15 protein-coding genes and 1 tRNA gene are annotated in these 19133 nt (G+C 74.2%); 4 read left to right on the forward strand and 12 right to left on the reverse strand.

Annotated elements, in window-relative coordinates; genetic code table 11:
* The first annotated feature begins 108 nt into the window (after positions 1–108).
* A tRNA-Arg gene (locus tag ACGF0D_RS01905) sits at positions 109–180 on the forward strand.
* Between the two features lie 117 nt (positions 181–297).
* Here the strand turns inward: ACGF0D_RS01905 and ACGF0D_RS01910 are convergent.
* The 4 genes from ACGF0D_RS01910 to ACGF0D_RS01925 form a co-directional block, all read right to left on the reverse strand.
* Positions 298–1269, reverse strand: a complete 972-nt coding sequence (locus ACGF0D_RS01910; protein WP_392913613.1) for a trypsin-like serine peptidase — start codon at positions 1267–1269, stop codon at positions 298–300.
* 131 nt (positions 1270–1400) lie between these two features.
* Entirely contained in the window at positions 1401–2306 is a 906-nt protein-coding gene (locus ACGF0D_RS01915; protein ID WP_392873148.1) for a carbohydrate kinase family protein, read from the reverse strand.
* Positions 2307–2383: 77 nt separating this feature from the next.
* Positions 2384–3922: an MFS transporter gene (locus ACGF0D_RS01920; RefSeq protein ID WP_392873151.1), complete on the reverse strand. Its 1539-nt coding sequence runs from the start codon at positions 3920–3922 to the stop codon at positions 2384–2386.
* Between the two features lie 223 nt (positions 3923–4145).
* Positions 4146–5870: a DUF885 domain-containing protein gene (locus ACGF0D_RS01925; protein ID WP_392913614.1), complete on the reverse strand. Its 1725-nt coding sequence runs from the start codon at positions 5868–5870 to the stop codon at positions 4146–4148.
* Positions 5871–5989: 119 nt separating this feature from the next.
* Between ACGF0D_RS01925 and ACGF0D_RS01930 the strand changes: the two genes are divergently transcribed.
* On the forward strand, positions 5990–6739 hold the full coding sequence (locus ACGF0D_RS01930; RefSeq protein ID WP_392873157.1) for a TetR/AcrR family transcriptional regulator: 750 nt from the start codon (positions 5990–5992) through the stop codon (positions 6737–6739).
* A gap of 67 nt (positions 6740–6806) precedes the next feature.
* Here ACGF0D_RS01930 and ACGF0D_RS01935 read toward each other — a convergent pair whose 3' ends face one another.
* From ACGF0D_RS01935 to ACGF0D_RS01965, 7 genes are all read right to left on the reverse strand, one after another.
* A complete protein-coding gene (locus ACGF0D_RS01935) occupies positions 6807–8012 on the reverse strand; it encodes a serine/threonine-protein kinase (protein ID WP_392913615.1) in 1206 nt (401 codons plus the stop codon).
* A 112-nt stretch (positions 8013–8124) separates the two neighbouring features.
* Positions 8125–9111 carry an ABC transporter substrate-binding protein gene (locus ACGF0D_RS01940; RefSeq protein WP_392913616.1) on the reverse strand — a complete coding sequence of 329 codons (987 nt, stop codon included), beginning with the start codon at positions 9109–9111 and terminating at the stop codon, positions 8125–8127.
* A 52-nt stretch (positions 9112–9163) separates the two neighbouring features.
* Positions 9164–9916, reverse strand: a complete 753-nt coding sequence (locus tag ACGF0D_RS01945) for an amino acid ABC transporter ATP-binding protein (RefSeq protein WP_392913716.1) — start codon at positions 9914–9916, stop codon at positions 9164–9166.
* 38 nt (positions 9917–9954) lie between these two features.
* Entirely contained in the window at positions 9955–10947 is a 993-nt protein-coding gene (locus ACGF0D_RS01950) for an amino acid ABC transporter permease (RefSeq protein ID WP_392913617.1), read from the reverse strand.
* A gap of 27 nt (positions 10948–10974) precedes the next feature.
* Positions 10975–11925 (reverse strand): ABC transporter substrate-binding protein, encoded by a 951-nt coding sequence (locus tag ACGF0D_RS01955; RefSeq protein WP_392913618.1) that lies wholly within the window; start codon positions 11923–11925, stop codon positions 10975–10977.
* A 10-nt stretch (positions 11926–11935) separates the two neighbouring features.
* Complete coding sequence (locus ACGF0D_RS01960; protein ID WP_392913619.1) at positions 11936–12454, reverse strand: GNAT family N-acetyltransferase; 519 nt, start codon at positions 12452–12454, stop codon at positions 11936–11938.
* Complete coding sequence (locus tag ACGF0D_RS01965; protein WP_392913620.1) at positions 12451–13617, reverse strand: LLM class flavin-dependent oxidoreductase; 1167 nt, start codon at positions 13615–13617, stop codon at positions 12451–12453. The genes ACGF0D_RS01960 and ACGF0D_RS01965 overlap by 4 nt, the downstream gene beginning before the upstream one ends.
* Before the next feature lie 647 nt (positions 13618–14264).
* On the opposite strand from ACGF0D_RS01965, the gene ACGF0D_RS01970 reads away from it, so the two are divergent.
* Positions 14265–15218, forward strand: coding sequence for an amino acid ABC transporter permease (locus tag ACGF0D_RS01970; protein ID WP_392913621.1), 954 nt, complete (start codon positions 14265–14267; stop codon positions 15216–15218).
* Positions 15215–17146 carry an FAD/NAD(P)-binding protein gene (locus tag ACGF0D_RS01975; protein ID WP_392913622.1) on the forward strand — a complete coding sequence of 644 codons (1932 nt, stop codon included), beginning with the start codon at positions 15215–15217 and terminating at the stop codon, positions 17144–17146. Before ACGF0D_RS01970 ends, ACGF0D_RS01975 begins: the two co-directional genes overlap by 4 nt.
* A gap of 45 nt (positions 17147–17191) precedes the next feature.
* On the opposite strand, the gene ACGF0D_RS01980 is transcribed toward ACGF0D_RS01975, so the two are convergent.
* Positions 17192–19081 carry a protein kinase gene (locus ACGF0D_RS01980; RefSeq protein ID WP_392913623.1) on the reverse strand — a complete coding sequence of 630 codons (1890 nt, stop codon included), beginning with the start codon at positions 19079–19081 and terminating at the stop codon, positions 17192–17194.
* Positions 19082–19133: the final 52 nt, after the last annotated feature.

The following is a 19133-nucleotide window of genomic DNA, read 5'->3' on the forward strand; positions in this document are numbered from 1 at the left end:
GGCGCCGGCGACGCCCGGACGATCTTCCGGGAAACCCGTGCACGGACCACGTCCGAAGCCTGGTAGTGTTCTCCACGTTGGAAGCGCGAGCGACCGACAGGCCAACAGGCCCCCGTAGCTCAGGGGATAGAGCACCGCCCTCCGGAGGCGGGTGCGTAGGTTCGAATCCTACCGGGGGCACTCACGCAGCGATTGCAAGAGTGTAACCAAGGCCCAGTTCAGTGGAGTTGATCCACCGACCTGGGCCTTCGTCGTGTTTCCGAGCCCGTCCGGCCGGTCCGGGACGGGCCCGTGGGCTCAGGAGGCGGCCGCCTCGGCCTGGGCGTACAGCTCGGCGATGGTGTGGTCGAAGTAGGCGCTGTACGAGATGTCGTCGGTGTCGCCGCCCTGCTGGTAGCCGCCGATCGCGCCGACCACGTCGCCCGTGGCGGTGTCGATCCAGGGGCCGCCGCTGGTGCCGGACGGGTAGGCCGGGCAGTGCACGACCCGCTGGGAGGCGCTCTGCTGCGCGGTGGCGTTGGTGCACAGGACCGGCTCCTCGGAGTCGGCGGGGTAGCCGTAGAGGCGGACGGTCGCGTCGAAGGGCTCGTCGGCGCCCAGCCGGTTGCCGCCGACCACGTCCTCGACCTTGCGGCCGTTGCTGGGCGCGGTCTCCAGGATCGCGAAGTCCTCGGCCACGTCGCCCTTCCGGGACCAGTCGGCGGTGGTGTGGATCGCCGTCACCTGCCAGGTGCCGTACGGGGCGGAGCCGTCGCGGTAGCCGGGGGCGAAGGTGACGCCGTCGGTGCTGCTGAGGCAGTGCGCCGCGGTCAGCAGCAGGTTGCCGGTGGGGCTGTGCAGCACGCTGGCGGTGCAGAAGTGGTCGCCGACCTCCGGGGCGCCGCTGAACAGCGCGCCGACGGTCTCGGACTCGCGGTCGCCGGTCGGGGCCGAGCGGGTGGTGCCGAGGGCGACGTCCGGGGTGGGGGTGGCCGTCGCGGGAACGGGGTCGGCCGTCGCGGGGGCGGCCGCCGGGGCGGCGTCCGAGGAGGGCGCCGGGGCCGCGACCGGGGCGGGCGGGGCGGAGGCCGCCGGGTCGGTGGCCGGGGGCGGCGCGGCGGCGGCCCGGGTACTGCGGGCCGCCTTCCCGGCGGCCGTCGTGTCGGACAGGTCCAACCCGTGCGTCCCGGTCAGCACGACGGCGATCACCACCGCGGACAGCGCGGTGAACAGGGACGGGACCAGCAGTCCGCGGCGGCGGCGCGACGTCTGGCGGCGGTGCTTGCCCATGCCTGTTTCTCCTGCCGGGGCGATCGGGGGGCGGCCTTCGACCAACGACTATGGCGCCTCAGCCTGGTAGCGATGTGACGGGCTCCTGGGAGCTCGATGAGAAACCCGTCGACCGCCCGCGCCCCCCGGTGTCAGGATCCGGCGAGCACCGCGTCCAGTTCGTCGGCTCCGACGAAGGCGGTGTGCGTCCCGGCGGCGGTGCAGGCGAAGGCCCCGGCCACCGTACCGGCCCGGGCGCAGTCCAGCGGCGAGCGACTCCGGAACCACGCGTACAGGAATCCCGACACGAAGGCGTCGCCGGCGCCGTTGCTGTCCACCACCGGGCGGCCCGGGTCGACGGCGGGCAGGTGGCGCGGCGCGGGGTCGTCCCGGGTGAGCAGGTGGCAGCCCTCGGCGCCGGCGGTGGCGACGACCACCTGTGCGCGCCCTTCGGCGAGGATCGCCCGCATCACCTCCTCGTGCCGGCCGCGGCAGCCGGCCACCGAGAGGAAGACCAGGTCGGAGCCGAGCGCGTAGTCGCGGCGGTACGGGTCGACGCCGTCCCAGTCGTGCAGGTCGGTGGAGGTGGTGCGGCCGAGGCGGCGCAGGTCGCCGTACATGTCCCGGTTGACGCCGGTGATGGACAGGTGGACGTGCCGGCTGCGCTCGGCGTACGGCAGGTAGAGGTCGCGCGGCAGCCGCAGGTCGGCGGGGTGGCGGCCGTCGAAGAAGGAGAACCGGCGGCCGTCCGCGTCCACCAGGTTGACCCCGCGCGGGGTGCCGTGCGGGCTCACCAGGTGGGCGAAGTGCAGGCCGTGACGTGCGTAGTGGGCGCGGATCAGGTCGCCCTGGGCGTCGTCGCCGAGGAAGTCGACGAACGCGGTGCGCAGTCCGAGGTGGTGGGCGCCGAGGGCGACCCCGTTGCCGGTGTGGCCGACGTAGTCCCGCACCGGTTCGACGAGTTGCGAGTCGCCGGGCGGGATCTCCAGCCGCTCGACCCGGACGATGGTGTCCACCCCGGCGCCGCCGACGACGAGCAGGTCGAACTCGGGCAGCATGGCGCCTCCTTGGTCCCTGAACGGTGCCAGGAGTCAAGCAGGCGCCGGAGGTTGACTGCAAGACCTTGCTGCAAATTTCAGTCGATCGGTGGTCCGTCCACCACGTGCGCCGTGGACGCCGCCTCCGCCGCCTCCGCCTGCGCACCGACCGGGACGACGGTGGCCTCGCCGGGCGTCGGCCGGTGGTCGATCATCAGCACCGCGACCAGCGCGGCCGCCAGCAGGACGCCCATCGCCACCCAGGTCGCGACCACGTAGCCGTGCACGGCGCCCTGGGCCCGCACCGCCGGGTCGGAGGCGATCCGGGTGGCCAGGAAGCTCGCGGTGGCGCTCGCGGCGACCGTGTTCAGCAGCGCGGTGCCGACCGAACCGCCCACCTGCTGAGCCGAGTTGAGGGTGGCCGCGGCCGCGCCGGCCTCGTTCGGGGCGACCCCGAGGGTGGCCAGGCTCATCGCCGGCGTGAACACCAGGCCCATGCCGACGCCGATCAGCAGCTCGGCCGGCAGCACCAGACCGGCCCACGGACTGTCCACCCGCATCCGGGTCAGCCAGGCCATGCCACTCGCGGCCAGCAGCAGCCCGGGGCCGACCAGGACCCGGGTCGGCACCCTGGTCATCATCCGGGCCGCGAAGCCCGTCGAACTCAGCACGATGGCGACCGTCATGGGCAGGAAGGACAGACCGGACACGATCGGCGAGAAGTGCTTGATGGCCTGGAGGTAGTAGGTCAGGAACAGGAACGTGCCGAACATGCCGACCATCGCCAGGCCCACCGAGAGCGCGCCGCCGCCGCGGTTGCGGTCGGCGACGATGTGCACCGGCAGCAGCGGGTGCGCGGTGCGCCGCTCGACCAGGACGAACGCCGCGAGCAGCAGCACACCCAGGGCCAGCGCACCGATCACCAGACCGTCGCGCCAGCCCCTGGTCACGGCCTCGGAGGTGCCGTAGACGATCGCCAGCAGGCCGCCGCAGCCGAGCAGCGCCCCGGGCAGGTCCAGCGGCATCCGGCGGCCCTTCTCCACGTGGTCGCGCTTCAGCAGGTCGAACGCCGCGAAGGCGACGACGACGGCGATCGGCACGTTCACGAACAGGCACCAGCGCCAGTCCAGGTACTCGGTCAGCAGACCGCCCGCGATGAAGCCGATCGCGGAGCCGCCGCCGGCGATCGCGCCGAAGACGCCGAAGGCCGTACTGCGTTCGCGCGGATCGGAGAAGGTGGTGGAGAGCAGCCCCAGCGTGGAGGGCGCGAGCAGGGCGGCGAACGCGCCCTGGAGGGCACGGGCGCCGAAGAGCATGGCGGGGCCGACCGCCGCGCCGCCGAGGGCGGAGGCGAGGGCGAAGCCCAGCAGGCCGACGGTGAAGACGCGCTTGCGGCCGAAGAGGTCGCCCAGCCGGCCGCCGAGCAGCAGCAGACCGCCGAAGGCGAGCGTGTAGGCGGTGATCACCCACTGCCGGTCGGCGTCCGAGATGCCCAGCTCCCGCTGGGCGGACGGCAGTGCGATGTTCACGATGGTGACGTCGAGCACGATCATGAGCTGGGCGGTGGCGATGACGGCCAGCGCCCACCAGCGGCGACGGTCCGCGTCCTCATGACCGGTGACGGTTTGCGCAGTCACAGGCCGAGCCTTCCGGTGTGGGGGCGGAGGGGTCACACATTCGCCTTCCAGCCAAACTCCGGTCGGGACGGAGCGCAAGGAAAAACCTCACCAAACCGGACCTTTGGGACAAAAGAACCAGGCCCCCGGGACTCCGGACCGAGTCCCGGGGGCCTGGTTCCCCCGATCGCGGCTACCGCGTGCGCCCCGGCCCGCTCAGCGCATCGTCACCGGGGCGCGGCCGTCACAGCGCCGACAGCTCCTCGACCAGGTCGTCCAGCCCCAGCGAACCCTGCGAGAGCGCCGCCATGTGCCAGGCCTTGAGGTCGAACTCCTCGCCCCGCGCCTCGTGCGCCGCCTTCGCCGCCGCCCGCCCCCGCAGCCAGGCGCGCTCACCGAGCTTGTAGCCGATCGCCTGGCCGGGCAGGCCCAGGTAGCGGACCAGCTCGCTGTCCAGGAACTCGGCGGACAGGCCGCAGTACAGGCCGAAGAACTCCCGGGCGTGCTCGGGGCCGACCGGCTCGCCCGGCCGGTACGGGGAGTCCGCCGGGAAGTCCATGCCCACGTGCATGCCGATGTCGACGATGACCCGCAGCGCGCGCATCATCTGCGCGTTGAGGTAGCCCAGGCGGTGGCCCGGGTCGGTGAGGTAGCCGAGCTCGTCCATCAGGCGCTCGGCGTACAGCGCCCAGCCCTCCAGGTTGGCGCTGACCCCGCCGAGGCTCACCTGGTAGGTGGAGAGCCGGTCGGCGACGTAGTTCCACTGCGCGAGCTGGAGGTGGTGGCCCGGCACGCCCTCGTGGTACCAGGTGGAGACCAGGTCCCAGACCGGGAAGCGGTCCCGGCCGACCAGCGGCAGCCAGGTCCGCCCCGGGCGGCTGAAGTCCAGCGAGGGCGCGGTGTAGTACGGCGCGGCGGCGCTGCCGGCCGGCGCGATCCTCGACTCGACCCGGGTGACCGGCTCGGCCAGGTCGAAGTGGGTGCCCTGGAGGTCCCCGATGGCCTGGTCCATCAGGCCCTGGAGGTACTCCCGGGCGGCCTCGGCGCCCTCGATGGCCGGGCCGTCGGACTCCAGCCACTGCATCGCCGCCAGCGGGCCCGCGCCCGGCAGGACCTTCTCGGCCTCGACCTCCATCTGCGCCAGCAGGTCGTGGAACTCGCTCCACGCCCAGGCGTAGGCCTCGTCCAGGTCCAGGTCGGCACCGGTCCAGTAGCGCACCCAGCGGGCGTAACGCTCCCGGCCCGCGGTGTCCGGGGCGCCGGCCACGGCCGGGCCGTACACGTCGCGCAGCCAGTCGCGCAGCTCGGCCAGCGCGTCGGCGGCGGCCACCGCGTGCTTCGACAGCTCGGGCCGCAGCGACTCCGGCGCGCCCTGGACGAACTGACCGAACCACGCACCGGGAATCCGCTCCTCGGCGGGCGTGTCCTCCCCCAGCCACTCGGCGAACTGCCCGAGCACCGTGGCCACCTGGCGCGGGCCGGACAGCAGCCCGCGCTCGACGCCCTCGGCCAGCGTCCGCCGGTACTGCTCGAACGCCACCGGGATCCTCGCCATGCGGCGGCCGATCACCTGCCACTCGGCCTCGGTGTCGGTGCCCATCAGCGTGAAGGACTCCCGCAGGTCGTGCACCGGGGAGCCGAGATTGCGCAGCGAGCGGAAGCTCTCCCCCGCGTCGTGGACGGCGAGTTCGGCGGACAGCCGCTCGCGCAGCAGCCGGGCGCAGCGGCGCTCCGCCTCGTCGTCGGCGGCACCGGCCCGCTCGGCCTCGTCGAGCTTCGCCAGGGTGCGGCGGGCGAGGTCGGCAACGGCCTCGGGGCCGGCCGGGGAGAGGTCGGGCAGCCGGTCGTCGTCGAGGTTGAGGCCGAGGTAGACCGCGGTCAGCGGGTCGAGGTCGGCCAGTTCGCGGACGTGGTCGTCGGCGATGCGGCGGGGGGTGGCGCCGGCGGCGGTGATCAGTTCTTCAGGCATTCCGCCATCATTGCGTGGCGCCGCTGCTTTGCAACCCCTTTGCGAGCGGGGTTCGTCCGCGAAAATCCGTTCGGCCCGACAGGATCGGATCGGCCCGACGCCGATTACGCTTGGCCGCCATGGAAGCCAGCCCCACTTCGGCAGGTCAGGCGCCCGTTCCGGCCGCGTCCGAGCCGCGTCCGCGCCGCACCGGCTACCGGCGGTTGCCGGTCCAGCAGCGGCGCGAGCAGCTGATCGCGGTCGCCCTGGAGCTGTTCGCCTCCCGGCCGCCCGAGGAGGTCGGCCTGGACGACGTCGCCGAGGCCGCCGGGGCCTCCCGCCCGCTGGTGTACCGCTACTTCGCGGGCGGCAAGCAGCAGTTGTACGAGGCCGCGCTGCGCACCGCGGCGGACGAGCTGACCAGCCGCTTCGCGGTACGGGTGAGCGGGACGCCGTCCGAACAGCTGTCGACGGTGCTGGACGGCTACTTCGCCTTCGTCGCCGAGCACGACGCGGGCTACTCGGCACTGCTGCGCGGCGGTTCGGTGGTGGAGACGGCCCGCACCTCGGCGATCGTGGACGACGTCCGGCGGGCGGCGCTGCGCCGGACGCTGCGCCACCTGGGCGTGCGGGAGGCCGGTCCGCGGCTGACGCTGCTGGTGCGCTCCTGGATCGCGGTGGTCGAGGGGGCGTCGCTGAGCTGGCTGGACGAGGGCCGCGCACTGCCGGTGGCGGAGCTGCGCGACTGGCTGGTGGACCAGTTCACCGCGATGGCGGCGGCGACGGCGCTGCACGACCCGCAGACGGCCGAGGTGCTGGCGGGGGTGCTGGCGCTGGAGGGGCCGCGGCCGGAGCGGGCGGAGCGGCTGCGGGCGGTGCTGGGCGGCTGAGCGAGGCCCCCGACCCCGTGCCGGGGGTCGGGGCGACCCTCGCCGTCCCGGCGGGCACCGGCCCCGGTCACCCGCCGAGCAGCGCCCCCAGGCTCGCCGCCTCGCCGGCCCGCGGCCGGCCCGGTCCGGACCTCGTGACCTCCCGCTGCCAGTGCGCGAGGTCGCGCCGCGCGTCCGCCCGGGCCTCCGGGGTGGCGCCGGGCGCCCGGGTCAGCTCGTCCAGCAGGTCGACGGCGGCGCCCGGGCTGCCGTCCGCGGCCAGCCAGAGGGCCAGGTCGTGGCAGGTGCGCAGGGTGCGCGGGTCCTCCGGGCCGCAGATCCGGGCGAAGGCGGGGACGAGCGCGGTGAGGATCTCCACCGCCTCCGCCGTCTCGCCGGCCTCGCCGTGCCGCCAGGCCCGGTCGGCCCGCCGGCGCAGCTGCTCCGGGCTGGGATCCTCCGGGCGCAGCATCCCGGGCTGGATGCCGCGCAGCCGCTCCAGCACCTCGGCGGCGCCGGCCGGCCGCTGTTCGGGCCGCTTGGCGAGCAGCTCGGCGATCAGCCCGGCCAGTGCCGGATCCTTGCCGCGCACCCGGGGCGGGACCTCCTCCAGGTGCTTGTACATGTACTCGGCGGCCGAGGCGGCGCGGAACGGGCGCGCGCCGGTGCAGGCCTCGTACAGCATGATGCCGAGGGCGTAGAGGTCGGCCCGGCCGTCCACCGTGCCGCCGGACCAGCACTCGGGGGCCAGGTACGGGACGGTGCCGACCACGTTGCCGGTGGAGGTGAGCCGGACGGTCTGGGTGACCAGTCGGGCGATGCCGAAGTCCAGGACCTTGGCCCGCTCCCCCTCCCGCGCGATCATCACGTTCTCGGGCTTGATGTCCCGGTGGACGATCCCCGAGCGGTGCGCGGCGTCCAGCGCCTTGCACACGTGCCGCATCCAGCGCAGCGCCTGCTTGTGGTCCGGCGGGCCGGCCTTGAGCACCTCGGACAGCGCCCGGCCGCGGACCAGCTCCATGACCAGGTACGGGATCTTCCCGGAGCCGGTCTCGGTCCACCCGTAGTCGTACACCGTCACGATGTGCGGATTGTTGAGGCCGCCGGCCGTCCGGGCCTCGCGGACGAAGCGGCTGACCGCCTCCCGGTCGGTGGCGTGCTCGGCGAGCAGCACCTTGACCGCGACCTCCCGGTCGATGGTGGTGTCGGTCGCCCGCCAGACCACGCCGAAACCGCCCCTGCCCAGCTGCTGCTCCAGCCGGAAGCGACCGCCGAGCACCTCGCCCTTCTCCATGCCCTCCCCCAACTCGACCGCGCCCGCCCGGCGTTCGCCGTCGGAGGGGTCACCATAGCGGCGGGTGGGGACGAACGGGTGAACGACCGCGGGCCGGTGTGCCCGGATCCCGCTACGGCTTGGGCTTGGGCAGGCCGGGCGGGTTGATCTCGGACTTCCGCACCGCCTCGCCGTCCAGGCCCCAGCGCTTGAGCACCTGCCCGTACGTGCCGTTCGCGATCACCTCGTCGATCGCCCCGTTCAGCGCCCTGACCAGCCCGTTGTCCTTCCGGGTGGTCGCCGCGATCTTGCCGAGGACGTCCGCGCCGCCGCCCGAGTAGGTGCCGACGACCTCGGTCTCGCCGGTCTGCACGGCGTGGAAGGCCAGGCTGGGGTTGGGGCCGCTGTAGGCCTCGATCCGGCCGGAGGCGAGCGCCAGGTAGTACTCGGTGCCCTGGAAGTACTTGATGTCGATCGGCTTGAGGCCGTTCCTGACGTTCTCCTCGCTCCAGGAAATCAGCAGCTTCTCCTGGTTGGTGCCGGTGGCGACGCCGACCGACCTGCCGGCGAGGTCCTTGGGGCCGGTGACCTTGAGGCCGCTGCCCTTCTTCGCCTCGAAGCCCAGGACGTCCAGCCGGTAGGTGGCGAAGTCGTACTTCTCCTTGCGCTCCTCGGTGACGGTGATGTTGGAGACGCCCACGTCGTACTTGCCGCTGTCCAGGCCGACGAAGATGTTCTCCCAGGAGACCGTGTCGTACGCGACCTTGAGGCCCAGCACGTCGCCGATCAGCGAGGCGAGGTCCGGCTCGACGCCGATGATCGTCTTGTCGTCGTCGGCGTAGAAGCCCAGCGGCGGGGTGCTGCCGACCGAGCCGACGACGGCCAGCGTCCCCTTCTTCCTGATCTCCTCCGGGACGAGCGCGGCGATCGCGTCGACCTTGGGGGTGGTGACCCGGTTCTGGTTCGGTGACAGGTTCACCACCGTGCCGTTCGGCGCGGTGCTGCCCTTGGCCGGGGCGGGACCCGCCGCGCCGGTGGCGCTGCCGCCGCAGCCGGTCAGGGCGAGGGCGGCGGCGAGCGCGCCGGCGGCGGCCACCAGGGCGCGACGGGGTAGGGACATGGCGGAACTCCTGTTCGGTGAAAGGGGATCGGTGAGAGAGAGGGAGGGAGGGTCAGAGGACCTTGGCCAGGAAGGCCCGGGTGCGCTCGTGCCGCGGCCGGTCCAGGACCTCGGCGGGCGGGCCCTGCTCGACCACCACACCGCCGTCCATGAAGACCACGGTGTCGGCGACCTCGCGGGCGAAGCCGATCTCGTGGGTGACCACGATCATCGTGGTGCCGCCGCGGGCCAGGTCCTTGATGACGTCCAGCACCTCGCCGACCAGCTCCGGGTCGAGCGCCGAGGTCGGCTCGTCGAACAGCAGCACCTTCGGCTCCAGCGCCAGCGCCCGGGCGATCGCCACCCGCTGCTGCTGCCCGCCGGACAGCTGCCGGGGGTAGGCGGCGGCCTTGTCGGCCAGCCCGACCCGCTCCAGCAGCGCCAGCGCCGTCGCCCTGGCCTCGGCCCTGGGGCGGCGCAGCGCGGCGACCGGCGCCTCGACCAGGTTCTCCAGCACGGTGAGGTGCGGGAACAGGTTGAAGTTCTGGAACACGAAGCCGATGCCGGTGCGCTGGCGCAGCACCTCGCGCTCCCTGAGCTCGTACAGCCGGTCGCCGGAGCGCCGGTAGCCGATCAGCTCGCCGTCGATGGCGACGTGGCCGCGGTCGAGCTTCTCCAGGTGGTTGATCGCGCGCAGCAGGGTGGACTTGCCGGAGCCGGACGGGCCGAGCACCACGGTCACCGAGCCGGCCGGGACGTCCAGGTCGACCCCGCGCAGCACCTCCAGCCGGCCGAAGCTCTTGTGCAGGCCGCGGACCTGCACCATCGGGGCGGCCGGGGCCGGGGCGGGCTTCGTCAGGGCGGTCACGACTGTCCTCCGGAGGTACGGGCGGCGGCGGGCCGGGTGCGGTCGGGCAGGCTCCGGGCGAAGGCCCGGACGCGCTGCCACGGGGTGGGCGGCGGGGTGCGTTCGGCGCCGCGGGCGAAGTGGCGCTCGACGTAGTACTGGCCGATCGAGAGCACGGTGGTCAGCAGCACGTACCAGACGGTGGCGACCATCAGCAGCGGCACCACCCGGCCGGTGCGACCGTAGATGACCTGCGCCTGGTAGAAGAGCTCGCCGATGGCCATCACGTAGACCACCGAGGTGCCCTTGAGCAGGGAGATCACCTCGTTGGCGGCGGCCGGCAGGATGCCCCGCATGGCCTGCGGCAGCACGATCCGCCACCCCTGGCGCCAGCGCGGGATGCCGAGCGCGGCGGCGGCCTCCCGCTGGCCGGCGTCCACCGCGATGATGCCGCCGCGGATGATCTCGGCGGCGAACGCGGCCTGGTGCAGCCCGAGGCCGAGCACCGCCGCGCCGAGCGCGCCGAGCACCCCGACCGTCTCCACGTCGCCCAAGGTCGGGCCGAACGGGATGCCGATCCCGAACCGCTTGTACAGGTAGGAGAGGTTGAACCAGAACACCAGTTGGACGATCAGCGGGATCGAGCGGAACACCCACACGTAGGCCCAGGCGACGGACCGCAGGATCGCGCTGCGGGACAGCCGCATCGCGGCCACCACGGTGCCCAGCAGGAAGCCCAGCACCGTGCCGTAGGCGGTGAGTTCGAGGGTCCGCCCGATCGCCCGGAGGATGGTGTCGGCGGTGAAGTAGAGCCGGAAGGTGGCCCAGTCCCAGCCGGGGTTGGTGGCCAGGCCGTGGGCGAACTGGGCGAGCACGACCAGCGCGGCGATCCCGAGGGCCCAGCGCCAGGGGTGCCGGGCCGGAACGGTCCGCAGGCCGGCCAGTTCGTCGAGGTCGGGGGCGGCCGCCGGCCTCGACGGGGCGGGCGGTGCTTCGGTGCTGACGGTCATCGGAGGTCTCCTCGGACGGGACGGCGCTCAGGCGTGCTCGGGCGGGCTGATCCGCGATTCCGTGATCGCCGACTCGGTGACCCCCCACTTGCGCAGGATCCGCTCGTACGTCCCGTCCTTGATCAGCTGGTTGACCGCCGCCTGCAGCGCCGGGGCGAGCTTCGAGCCCTTCTTCAGGGCGAAGCCGACGTCGAGGCGGTGGAACTCGCCGAGGAAGCGGGTGCCGGAGGCGTCCTGGGCGGCCTGGTGGCGCAGGCCGTTGATGGTGGACATCTCGACGTCCACCCGGCCCTGCTGGAGGCTGGTCAGCAGGGCGCCGCTCTCGCTGAACGCCTTGACCTCGTACGGCTTCTTCCCGGCGTCGGCGCAGACGCCGCGCCGGCTGTTGAGGGTGGTCTCGAAGGTGGTGCCGGCGCCGGTGCCGACGGTCAGTCCGCACAGCTGGACCAGGTCGGTGACCGGCTGGATCGCGGTGTTGTCCTTGCGCACCGCGAAACCCTGGCCGTCGTCGATGTAGGTGACGAAGTCGATGGTCTTCAGCCGGGCCGCGGTGACCCCGAAGTTGCCGGTGCCGACGTCGTACTTCCCGCTGTCCAGGGCGGGCAGGATGGTCTCGAAGGCGGCCTCCTCGCGCTGCACGGTCAGGCCGAGCACCCGGGCGACGGCGTCGGTGAGCTCCACGTCGATCCCGGCGGGCTTCTTGGTGACCTGGTCGACGTAGAAGGCGCTGGGCGGCGTGCCGAAGGACGAGCCGAACTTCAGCGTGCCGGCCTTGCGGACCTCCTCGGGCAGCAGCGCGGCGGCGGCGTCCGACCTGGTGAGGCCGGAGACGAGGTCCTCGGTGGCGGCGGACGGGCCGCCCGCCACCGCCGCGCCCGCGATCTTCGGGTCCGAGCCGCAGGCGGTCAGGGTCAGGGCCAGGACCGGCAGCAGGGCGGTGGTCGCGAGCAGGCGGCGGCGGGCGGTGCTGGTTCTCACGGGGGGCCTTTCAGGAGGTCGGGGCCAGGACGGGCGGCTGCGCCGCGCCGGCGGGCAGCCGCTTCTCGAAGGGGAGCGGGCCGATGGTCAGGGGATCGGCCGAGACGTCGAACAGCGGGGCGTAACCGGCCGCCAGGTAGAGGTTCCTGGCCTCGGGCTGGCGCGGCCCGGTGGTCAGGTGGACCCGGGTGTAGCCGGCCGCGGCGGCCGTCCGCTCCAGCTCGGCCAGCACCCGGCGGGCCAGGCCCCGGCGGCGGTGCGCGGAGTGCGTCCACATCCGCTTCACCTCGGCGGTGTGCTCGTCGTAGCGCTTGTACGCGCCGCCGGCCACCGGTTCGCCGTCCTCCAGCAGGAGCAGCAGCACGCCGTGCGGCTCGGCGAAGGCCTCGGCCGGGTAGCGGGTCATCTCCTCGCGGGCCTCGGGGCCGTACCGGGTGACGTACTCGTGGGTGAGCTCGCGCAGCAGCGGCTCGACCAGCGGGTCGTCGACGGCGACCCGGCGGAACCCGGAGCGGGCGGCCGCGCTCACGCCTGCGCCGCGATCAGCTGGTGGCGGTCGCGCTCGGCGCGCTCGGCCGCGGCGGCGTCCCGCTTGGCGACCTCCTCGCGGACGATCGGGATGACGTACCGGCCGAAGTCGATCGCGTCGTCCAGCAGGTCGTAGCCGCGCGCGGAGAGGATGTCCACGCCGAGGTCGTGGTAGTCGAGCAGCGCCTGGGCGACCGTCTCCGGGGTGCCGACCAGGGCGTTGGAGTTGCCCGCCCCGCCGGTGGCGGCGGCCGTCGGGGTCCACAGCGCGCGGTCGTAGCGCTCGCCGGCCTCGGCGATCTCCAGCAGCCGCTGGGAGCCGGCGTTTTCAGGTGTCACGGCCCCGGGCGTCCCGGCCTCGGGCGCCGCGGTCCCCGGAGCCCCGGGGCGGCCGGAGCCCCGGCGGGCCCTGATCGCGGCCACCGTCCGGTGCGCCTTCTCCCAGGCCAGCTCCTCGGTCGGCGCGATGATCGGCCGGAACGCCACCTGGATCCGCGGCACGTCGGTGCGCCCGGCCGCCCGCGCCGCCTCCTTCACCCGCTCGATCTGCTCGGCGGTGCGGGCCAGCGGCTCGCCCCAGAGGCAGTAGATGTCCGCCTCGGCGCCGCCGGCCGCGTAGGCCGCGTCCGAGGAGCCGCCGAAGGAGACGGCCGGGCGCGGCTGCTGGACGGGGAAGACGTCCGAGACGAAGTCGTTGAAGCGGTAGTGCGGGCCCTCGTGGTCGAAGGGCTCCCGGCTGGTCCAGGCCTTCTTGACGATGCCGATGTACTCGCGGGTGCGCTCGTAGCGCTGGTCCTTGGTCAGGAAGTCGCCCTCGCGCTGCTGCTCGTGGTCGTTGCCGCCGGTGATGAAGTGCACGGTCAGCCGGCCGTCGCTGATCTGGTCGAGGGTCGCGAAGGTCTTGGCCGCGAAGGTCGGGTAGGAGACGTTCGGCCGGTGCGCCAGCAGGATCTGCAGGCGCTCCAGGTGCGAGGCGAGGTAGGCCGCCGCGGCGGCCGGCTCCGGGGTGCCGGCCCCGTACGCGAAGAGCACCCGGTCCCAGCCGTGGTCCTCGTGCGCCCGGGCCAGCCGCAGGGTGTAGTCGCGGTCGAAGGCGGCGGTGGTGCGGGCGGCGGTCTCCGAACCGTCGCCGGTGGCGGCGATGCCGAGGAATTCGACGGGCATGGCGGAACCTTTCGGGTGGGCGGAAGCCCGTCGGGCCGCGGGCAGGTTGCGGGCGGGCCGCAAGCGGGCTGCGGGTGGACGGACCGGAGGCGGCCGCGGCGGGGCGGCCGCCGGACGGGTGGCGGCGAGGGCGTACGGGAGGGACTGCCGGAGTGCGGGAGAGCCGGAGCGCAGTGCGAAGTCATCGGTGACAGCGAGGATTTGACGCGTCGTCGGCCACCGACGACGGATCCGGGCCACGACGGGGCGAGCCGAGGGAGGGCACCCCACCGGGAGTTCAGGCCGGACGGACGGCCCGCTGCCAGGTCAGCCGCGACACGCCGCGGACCACACCCGACCGAAGTCGATGTGGTCGCGGCTGACCAGGGGCTGCGAGGCGTACATGGCCTCAAGTTGAGCAGTCGGCCGATCGGTCCGTCAACCGTCCATCATTGCCGCACTGTTGCGATCTCCTGTCACTTCTCCGACACGCCCCGGACCGGCCCTCCCGCGCCCCGATCACCCTTGACAGCCGTCGATCGCGCATGCGTACGATCGGCGCGGAGTGCAGTGCCACGCGCCGGCCGTGTTGAGGGACACGGGCCGCGCCCGCGTACGTGACCACCGCCGTACCTCTCCCGCCCGCACTCCGCCCAGGAGCCGCCGCCATGGCCACCCCGCAGGACGTCCTGCCCGCCCCCTCCCCGCTCGACCGCCCCGCCGCACCGCCCGCCCCCGAGGCCCGGATCGTCGCCCGCCGCAGGCCCGGCCAGTGGGCCGCCGCCGGCGTCGCCCTGCTGCTGGCCGCGATGGCGGTCAACTCGGTGATCCGCAACAAGGCCTTCCAGTGGGACGTGGTCGCCGACTGGTTCACCGCCCGGTCCGTGCTCAACGGGCTCGCCCTCACCCTCTGGCTGACCGCCGCCACCCTCGCCCTCGGCTTCCTGCTCGGCACCCTCCTCGCCACCATGCGGCTGTCCGCCAACCCGGTGCTGCGCACGCTGAGCTGGGGCTACGTCTGGGTGTTCCGCTCCACCCCGCCGCTGGTGCAGCTGTTGTTCTTCTTCAACATCGGCGCGCTCTACCCGACCCTCGGCCTGGGCCTCCCGTTCGGCCCCGAGTTCGTCACGGTCAGGACCGTCAACCTGATGGGCCCCACCCTGACCGCCGTCATCGGCCTCACCCTGCTGGAGACCGCGTACGCCGCCGAGGTGATCCGCGGCGGCATCCTCTCCGTGGACCGCGGCCAGCTGGAGGCGGCGGCCGCGCTCGGACTCGGCCGGTGGCGGGTGCTGCGCCGGATCGTGGTGCCGCAGGCGATGCGGGCGATCGTGCCGAGCGCCGGGAACATGCTGATCGGCGCGCTCAAGGGCACCAGCATCGTCAGCGTGCTGGCCGTCTCCGACCTGCTCTACTCGGTGCAGCTGGTCTACCTCCAGTCGTACCAGGTCATCCCGATGCTGATGGTCGCCACCCTCTGGTACCTGGTGGTCACCACCCTGCTGTCCGTCGGCCAGTACTACGTGGAGCGGCGCTTCGCCCGGGGCGCGACCCGCGACGGCCTGCCACCCACCCCGCTGCAACGGGCCCGTGCGGCCCTCACCAGGGCGGTGCGGGCATGACGTCGTCGCTCGTCATCGTCGGCGCCGGCCCGCGCGGCACCGGACTGCTGGAGCGGATCGCCGCCAACGCCGCCGAACTGCTGCCCGCCGACCGGCCGTTGGCGATCCACCTGGTCGACCCGCACCCGCCCGGCGCGGGCCGGATCTGGCGCCACGACCAGTCCCCGCTGCTGCGGATGAACTCGATGGCCGAGGACGTCACCATGTTCACCGACGAGCGCTCCACCCTCGAAGGGCCGGTCCGCCCCGGCCCCTCGCTCGCCGAATGGGCCCGGCGGCAGCGGGAGTTCACGCCCTACCGGGAGGTCGCCGACCCGGCCGTCCGGGCCGAGCTGCGCACCCTCGCCCCCACCGACTTCCCCACCCGACGGGCCCAGAGCGCCTACCTGGACTGGGTGTTCCGCCGCGCCGTCGCCGACCTGCCGGCGCACATCACGGTCACCGTCCACCGCGACACCGTCCGGCGGATCGAGGGCCCGGCCGACGGCCCGCAGACCGTCCACCTCGGCGACCGGACCCTCACCGCCGACCACGTGGTGCTCACCCTCGGCCACCTCGACTCCGCCCCCCACCCGCGCCACGCGGCCGACGCCGAGTTCGCCGCCCGGCACGGCCGCTTCCACCTCCCGCCCGCCTACTCCGCCGACGTGACCGCCGAGTTGGCCGCCCTCGCCCCCGGCGAGCCGGTGGTGCTGCGCGGGCTCGGCCTCGCCTCGGTGGACCTGGTCGCCCTGCTCACCGAGGGCCGCGGCGGCCGCTTCGAACCCACCGGGGACGGGCCCGCGCTGCGCTACCTGCCGTCCGGCCGGGAGCCGGTGCTGCACCTCGGCTCCCGGCGCGGCGTCCCGTACCACTCCAAGACCGGCTACCGCCTCCAGGGGCCGCCCGCCCCGCTCCCCCGGTACTTCGACGCGGCCGCCGTGGACACCGTGCTCGCCACCGGCGGACAGCTCGAACTGCGGCGCGACTTCTGGCCGTTGATGGCCAAGGAAATCGCCTTCGGGCACTACCACGAGCTGTTCCACGCCCACCCCGAGCGCACCACCCTGCCCTGGCCGGAGTTCCTCACCCGCTACGACCGGCACGGCTGGTACACCCCCGAACGCGCCGCCCTGGTCGCCGAGGCCGTCCCCGACCCCGCCGACCGGATCGACTTCGAACGGCTCGACCACCCGCTGGCCGGGCTCGAACTCGGCAGCGACGAGGAACTCCAGGAGCACCTGCGCGGGTACGTCGGCGCGGACGCCGACCGCCGCGCCGACCCCGCCCACAGCGCCGACCTCGGCGCCTTCCTCGCCCTGCTGTCGCTGTTCGGCCAGCTCCCCCGGGTGACGGCGAGCGGCCGGCTCACCGCCCGCTCGATCGCCGAGGAGGTGGACGAGTGGTTCTTCGGCTACTTCGGCTTCCTCGCCTCCGGCCCGCCCGGCTTCCGGCTGCGCCAGCTGCTCGCCCTCTCCGAGGCCGGGGTGGTGCGCTTCCTCGGCGCGGACGTCCGGATCGAACGGGACGAGGAGAGCGGCACCTGGCGGGCCTCCGGCGCCACCGTGCCCGGCCACCACGTCACCGCGACGGCGCTGGTCGAGGCGTACCTGCCCAAGCACGCGCTGGCCCGCACCCTGGACCCGCTGCTGGGCGAGCTGCACCGCACCGGACGCGTCGTCGAGGAGGTGGTCACCGACCCGGACCACACCCACCGCTCGGGCCTGGTCACCATCGCCCCCGCCGACAGCCGGCTGCTCGACCCGGCCCTCGGCGGCGCCCCGCACCCGCGCCGCACCGCCCTCGGCCCGCACACCAGCCTGCGCGCGGCCGCCGCCTTCGCCCGCCCCCGCACCGACGCCCCGGCCTTCCGCCAGAACGACGCCGCCGCCCGCGCCCTGCTCCACGCCCTGGCCGCCCTGCCGACGGCCCGGGCCCTGGCGGCGTGAGCGCCGTGAGAGCCGCGGCGTCGGCACCCCGGTACCGAGGAGCACTCAGGCGCCGAAGATCTCCTCCACCAGGTCCTCGTCCGAGACGTGGTCCGGGGCCTCGAACACCACGTCCGCGACGCCCTTCAGGCCGATCCCCCGGTCCAGGGCGTCCATGCAGGCCCGGGCCTGCGCGTCGGTGGCGAAGTCCCACACCCGCAGCCGCCGCACCAGCACCAGCGCCTCCATCGGGCTCATCCGCGGGGTGCGGCGGCGCGGCCCCGGCCCCTTGCGGCCGGCCTGGACCAGCTGCTGCTGGTAGCCGGCCAGGTCCTGCCAGGCCTGCACGGTGCTCGGGTGGTGCTCGCCCAGCACCCGGGCGAGCACCGGCAGCAGCCCGTGCAGCTGGATCACCGCGCCCTGGAGGTCGCCCCGGTTGGCGTGGTGCAGCGCGAGGTCGTGCCGGGCCTTCAGGACCCGCGAGTCGTACGGGCCCCAGGCGGCGTGCAGGTCAGGCAGCAGCTCGTTCATCAGCCGGACCGTGGTGACGGGCGCACCGCTCTCGCCGACGCACCAGACCAGGTGGTAGCGGGCGCCGAGGGTGTCCGGGTCGATCGGGCCGAGGGCCGCGCGCATGTCGGCCACCAGGGCGGTCAGCAGCCGGATCGCGCCGTCCAGGTCACCGGTGCGGCTGAGGTACCAGGCGAAGTCCCGCCAGGTGCACAGGGTGTCCCGGTCACTCGCGCCGAGCGCGGTCACGCAGTCCTGGGCGACGGCCTGCAGCAGCATCGCCGACTCGCCGGCGGTCGCCGCCCGGTACGCCGCCGAGCGGCGCTCGCTCAGCGCGGCCCGTACCGACTCGGCCGGCGGCGTGGCCGTCACCGGCGGCGTGGTCAGCGGCGGCAGCACCGAGGAGACCGGGGACGGCACCGACGGGACGATCGGGGCGGGCACGGCGGGAGGCACGACCGGCGCGGGCGCGGGCACGGCGGGAGGCACAGCGGGAGGCACGACCGGCGCGGGCACGACCGGCGGGGCGCTCGGCGGCGGCGGCACCATCGGCGCCGGGCGCTCCACCACCGCCGGTACGGGCACCGGCACCGGTGCCGCCGCCTGGCCGCCCTGCCACCCGGCCAGCTCGGCGAGCCGCCGCTCGACCGTACGGGCGTCGGCCGGCCGGGCCGCCGGGTCCTTCGCCAGCAGCTCCGCGACCAGACCGGCCACCTGCGGCGGCAGCCCGAACTGCGCCGGGTCCAGCGGCGGCGGCACCTCGTTGAGGTGCCGGTACATCAGCACCGGCGTCGAGTCCCCGCCGAACGGCCGTGCCCCGGTGAAGAGTTCGACCAGGACGCAGCCCAGCGCGTAGAGGTCGGCCCGCCCGTCCACCCGGCCGCCGGTCCAGCGCTCGGGTGCCATGTACGCCGGGCTGCCGACGATCGTCCCGGTGGTGGTCAGCCCGCCCGCGCCGGTGTCCAGCTGGGCGATGCCGAAGTCCAGCACCTTCAGGTGCCCGGCGTCGGTGATCATCACGTTGTCCGGCTTGATGTCCCGGTGCACCATGCCCGCGTCGTGCGCCGCCGCCAGCGCGCCGCTGATCTGCCGCCCCCAGCGCAGGCTGAGCGCCGGCCCGGGCACCCCCGCCCGCAGCACCTCGGTGAGGGTGCGGCCGGTGAGCAGCTCCATCACCAGGTAGGTGACCTCCTCGCCGCCGAGCTCGCACTGCCCGAGGTCGTGCACCGTGACGATGTGCGGGTGCGAGAGGTTGCCGGCCGCGCCGGCCTCCCGGACGAACCGCAGCGCGGCCTTCGCCCGGTCACCGCCGTGGTGCCCGATGACCTTGACCGCCACCGGCCGCCCCATCCGGGTGTCCCGGGCCCGCCACACCACCCCGAACCCGCCCTGCCCGAGCTTCTCCACCAGCTCGTACCGGCCGTCCAGGACGTCCCCGACTCGCACGCGCCCTCTCCCCTCCCGCCATGACGCCCAGACTCTACCGACGGCGCGCCCC

The sequence above is a fragment of the Kitasatospora sp. NPDC048298 genome, assembly GCF_043201465.1.
GTDB lineage: Bacteria > Actinomycetota > Actinomycetes > Streptomycetales > Streptomycetaceae > Kitasatospora.

What these genes read in the sequence shown, in the direction of transcription:
- ACGF0D_RS01910 (WP_392913613.1), bottom strand. Translation starts at nt 1,269, where the DNA reads ATGGGCAAGCACCGCCGCCAGACGTCGCGCCGCCGCCGCGGACTGCTG.
- ACGF0D_RS01915 (WP_392873148.1), bottom strand. Translation starts at nt 2,306, where the DNA reads ATGCTGCCCGAGTTCGACCTGCTCGTCGTCGGCGGCGCCGGGGTGGAC.
- ACGF0D_RS01925 (WP_392913614.1), bottom strand. Translation starts at nt 5,870, where the DNA reads ATGCCTGAAGAACTGATCACCGCCGCCGGCGCCACCCCCCGCCGCATC.
- ACGF0D_RS01930 (WP_392873157.1), top strand. Translation starts at nt 5,990, where the DNA reads ATGGAAGCCAGCCCCACTTCGGCAGGTCAGGCGCCCGTTCCGGCCGCG.
- ACGF0D_RS01935 (WP_392913615.1), bottom strand. Translation starts at nt 8,012, where the DNA reads ATGGAGAAGGGCGAGGTGCTCGGCGGTCGCTTCCGGCTGGAGCAGCAG.
- ACGF0D_RS01940 (WP_392913616.1), bottom strand. Translation starts at nt 9,111, where the DNA reads ATGTCCCTACCCCGTCGCGCCCTGGTGGCCGCCGCCGGCGCGCTCGCC.
- ACGF0D_RS01945 (WP_392913716.1), bottom strand. Translation starts at nt 9,916, where the DNA reads ATGGTGCAGGTCCGCGGCCTGCACAAGAGCTTCGGCCGGCTGGAGGTG.
- ACGF0D_RS01950 (WP_392913617.1), bottom strand. Translation starts at nt 10,947, where the DNA reads ATGACCGTCAGCACCGAAGCACCGCCCGCCCCGTCGAGGCCGGCGGCC.
- ACGF0D_RS01965 (WP_392913620.1), bottom strand. Translation starts at nt 13,617, where the DNA reads ATGCCCGTCGAATTCCTCGGCATCGCCGCCACCGGCGACGGTTCGGAG.
- ACGF0D_RS01970 (WP_392913621.1), top strand. Translation starts at nt 14,265, where the DNA reads ATGGCCACCCCGCAGGACGTCCTGCCCGCCCCCTCCCCGCTCGACCGC.
- ACGF0D_RS01975 (WP_392913622.1), top strand. Translation starts at nt 15,215, where the DNA reads ATGACGTCGTCGCTCGTCATCGTCGGCGCCGGCCCGCGCGGCACCGGA.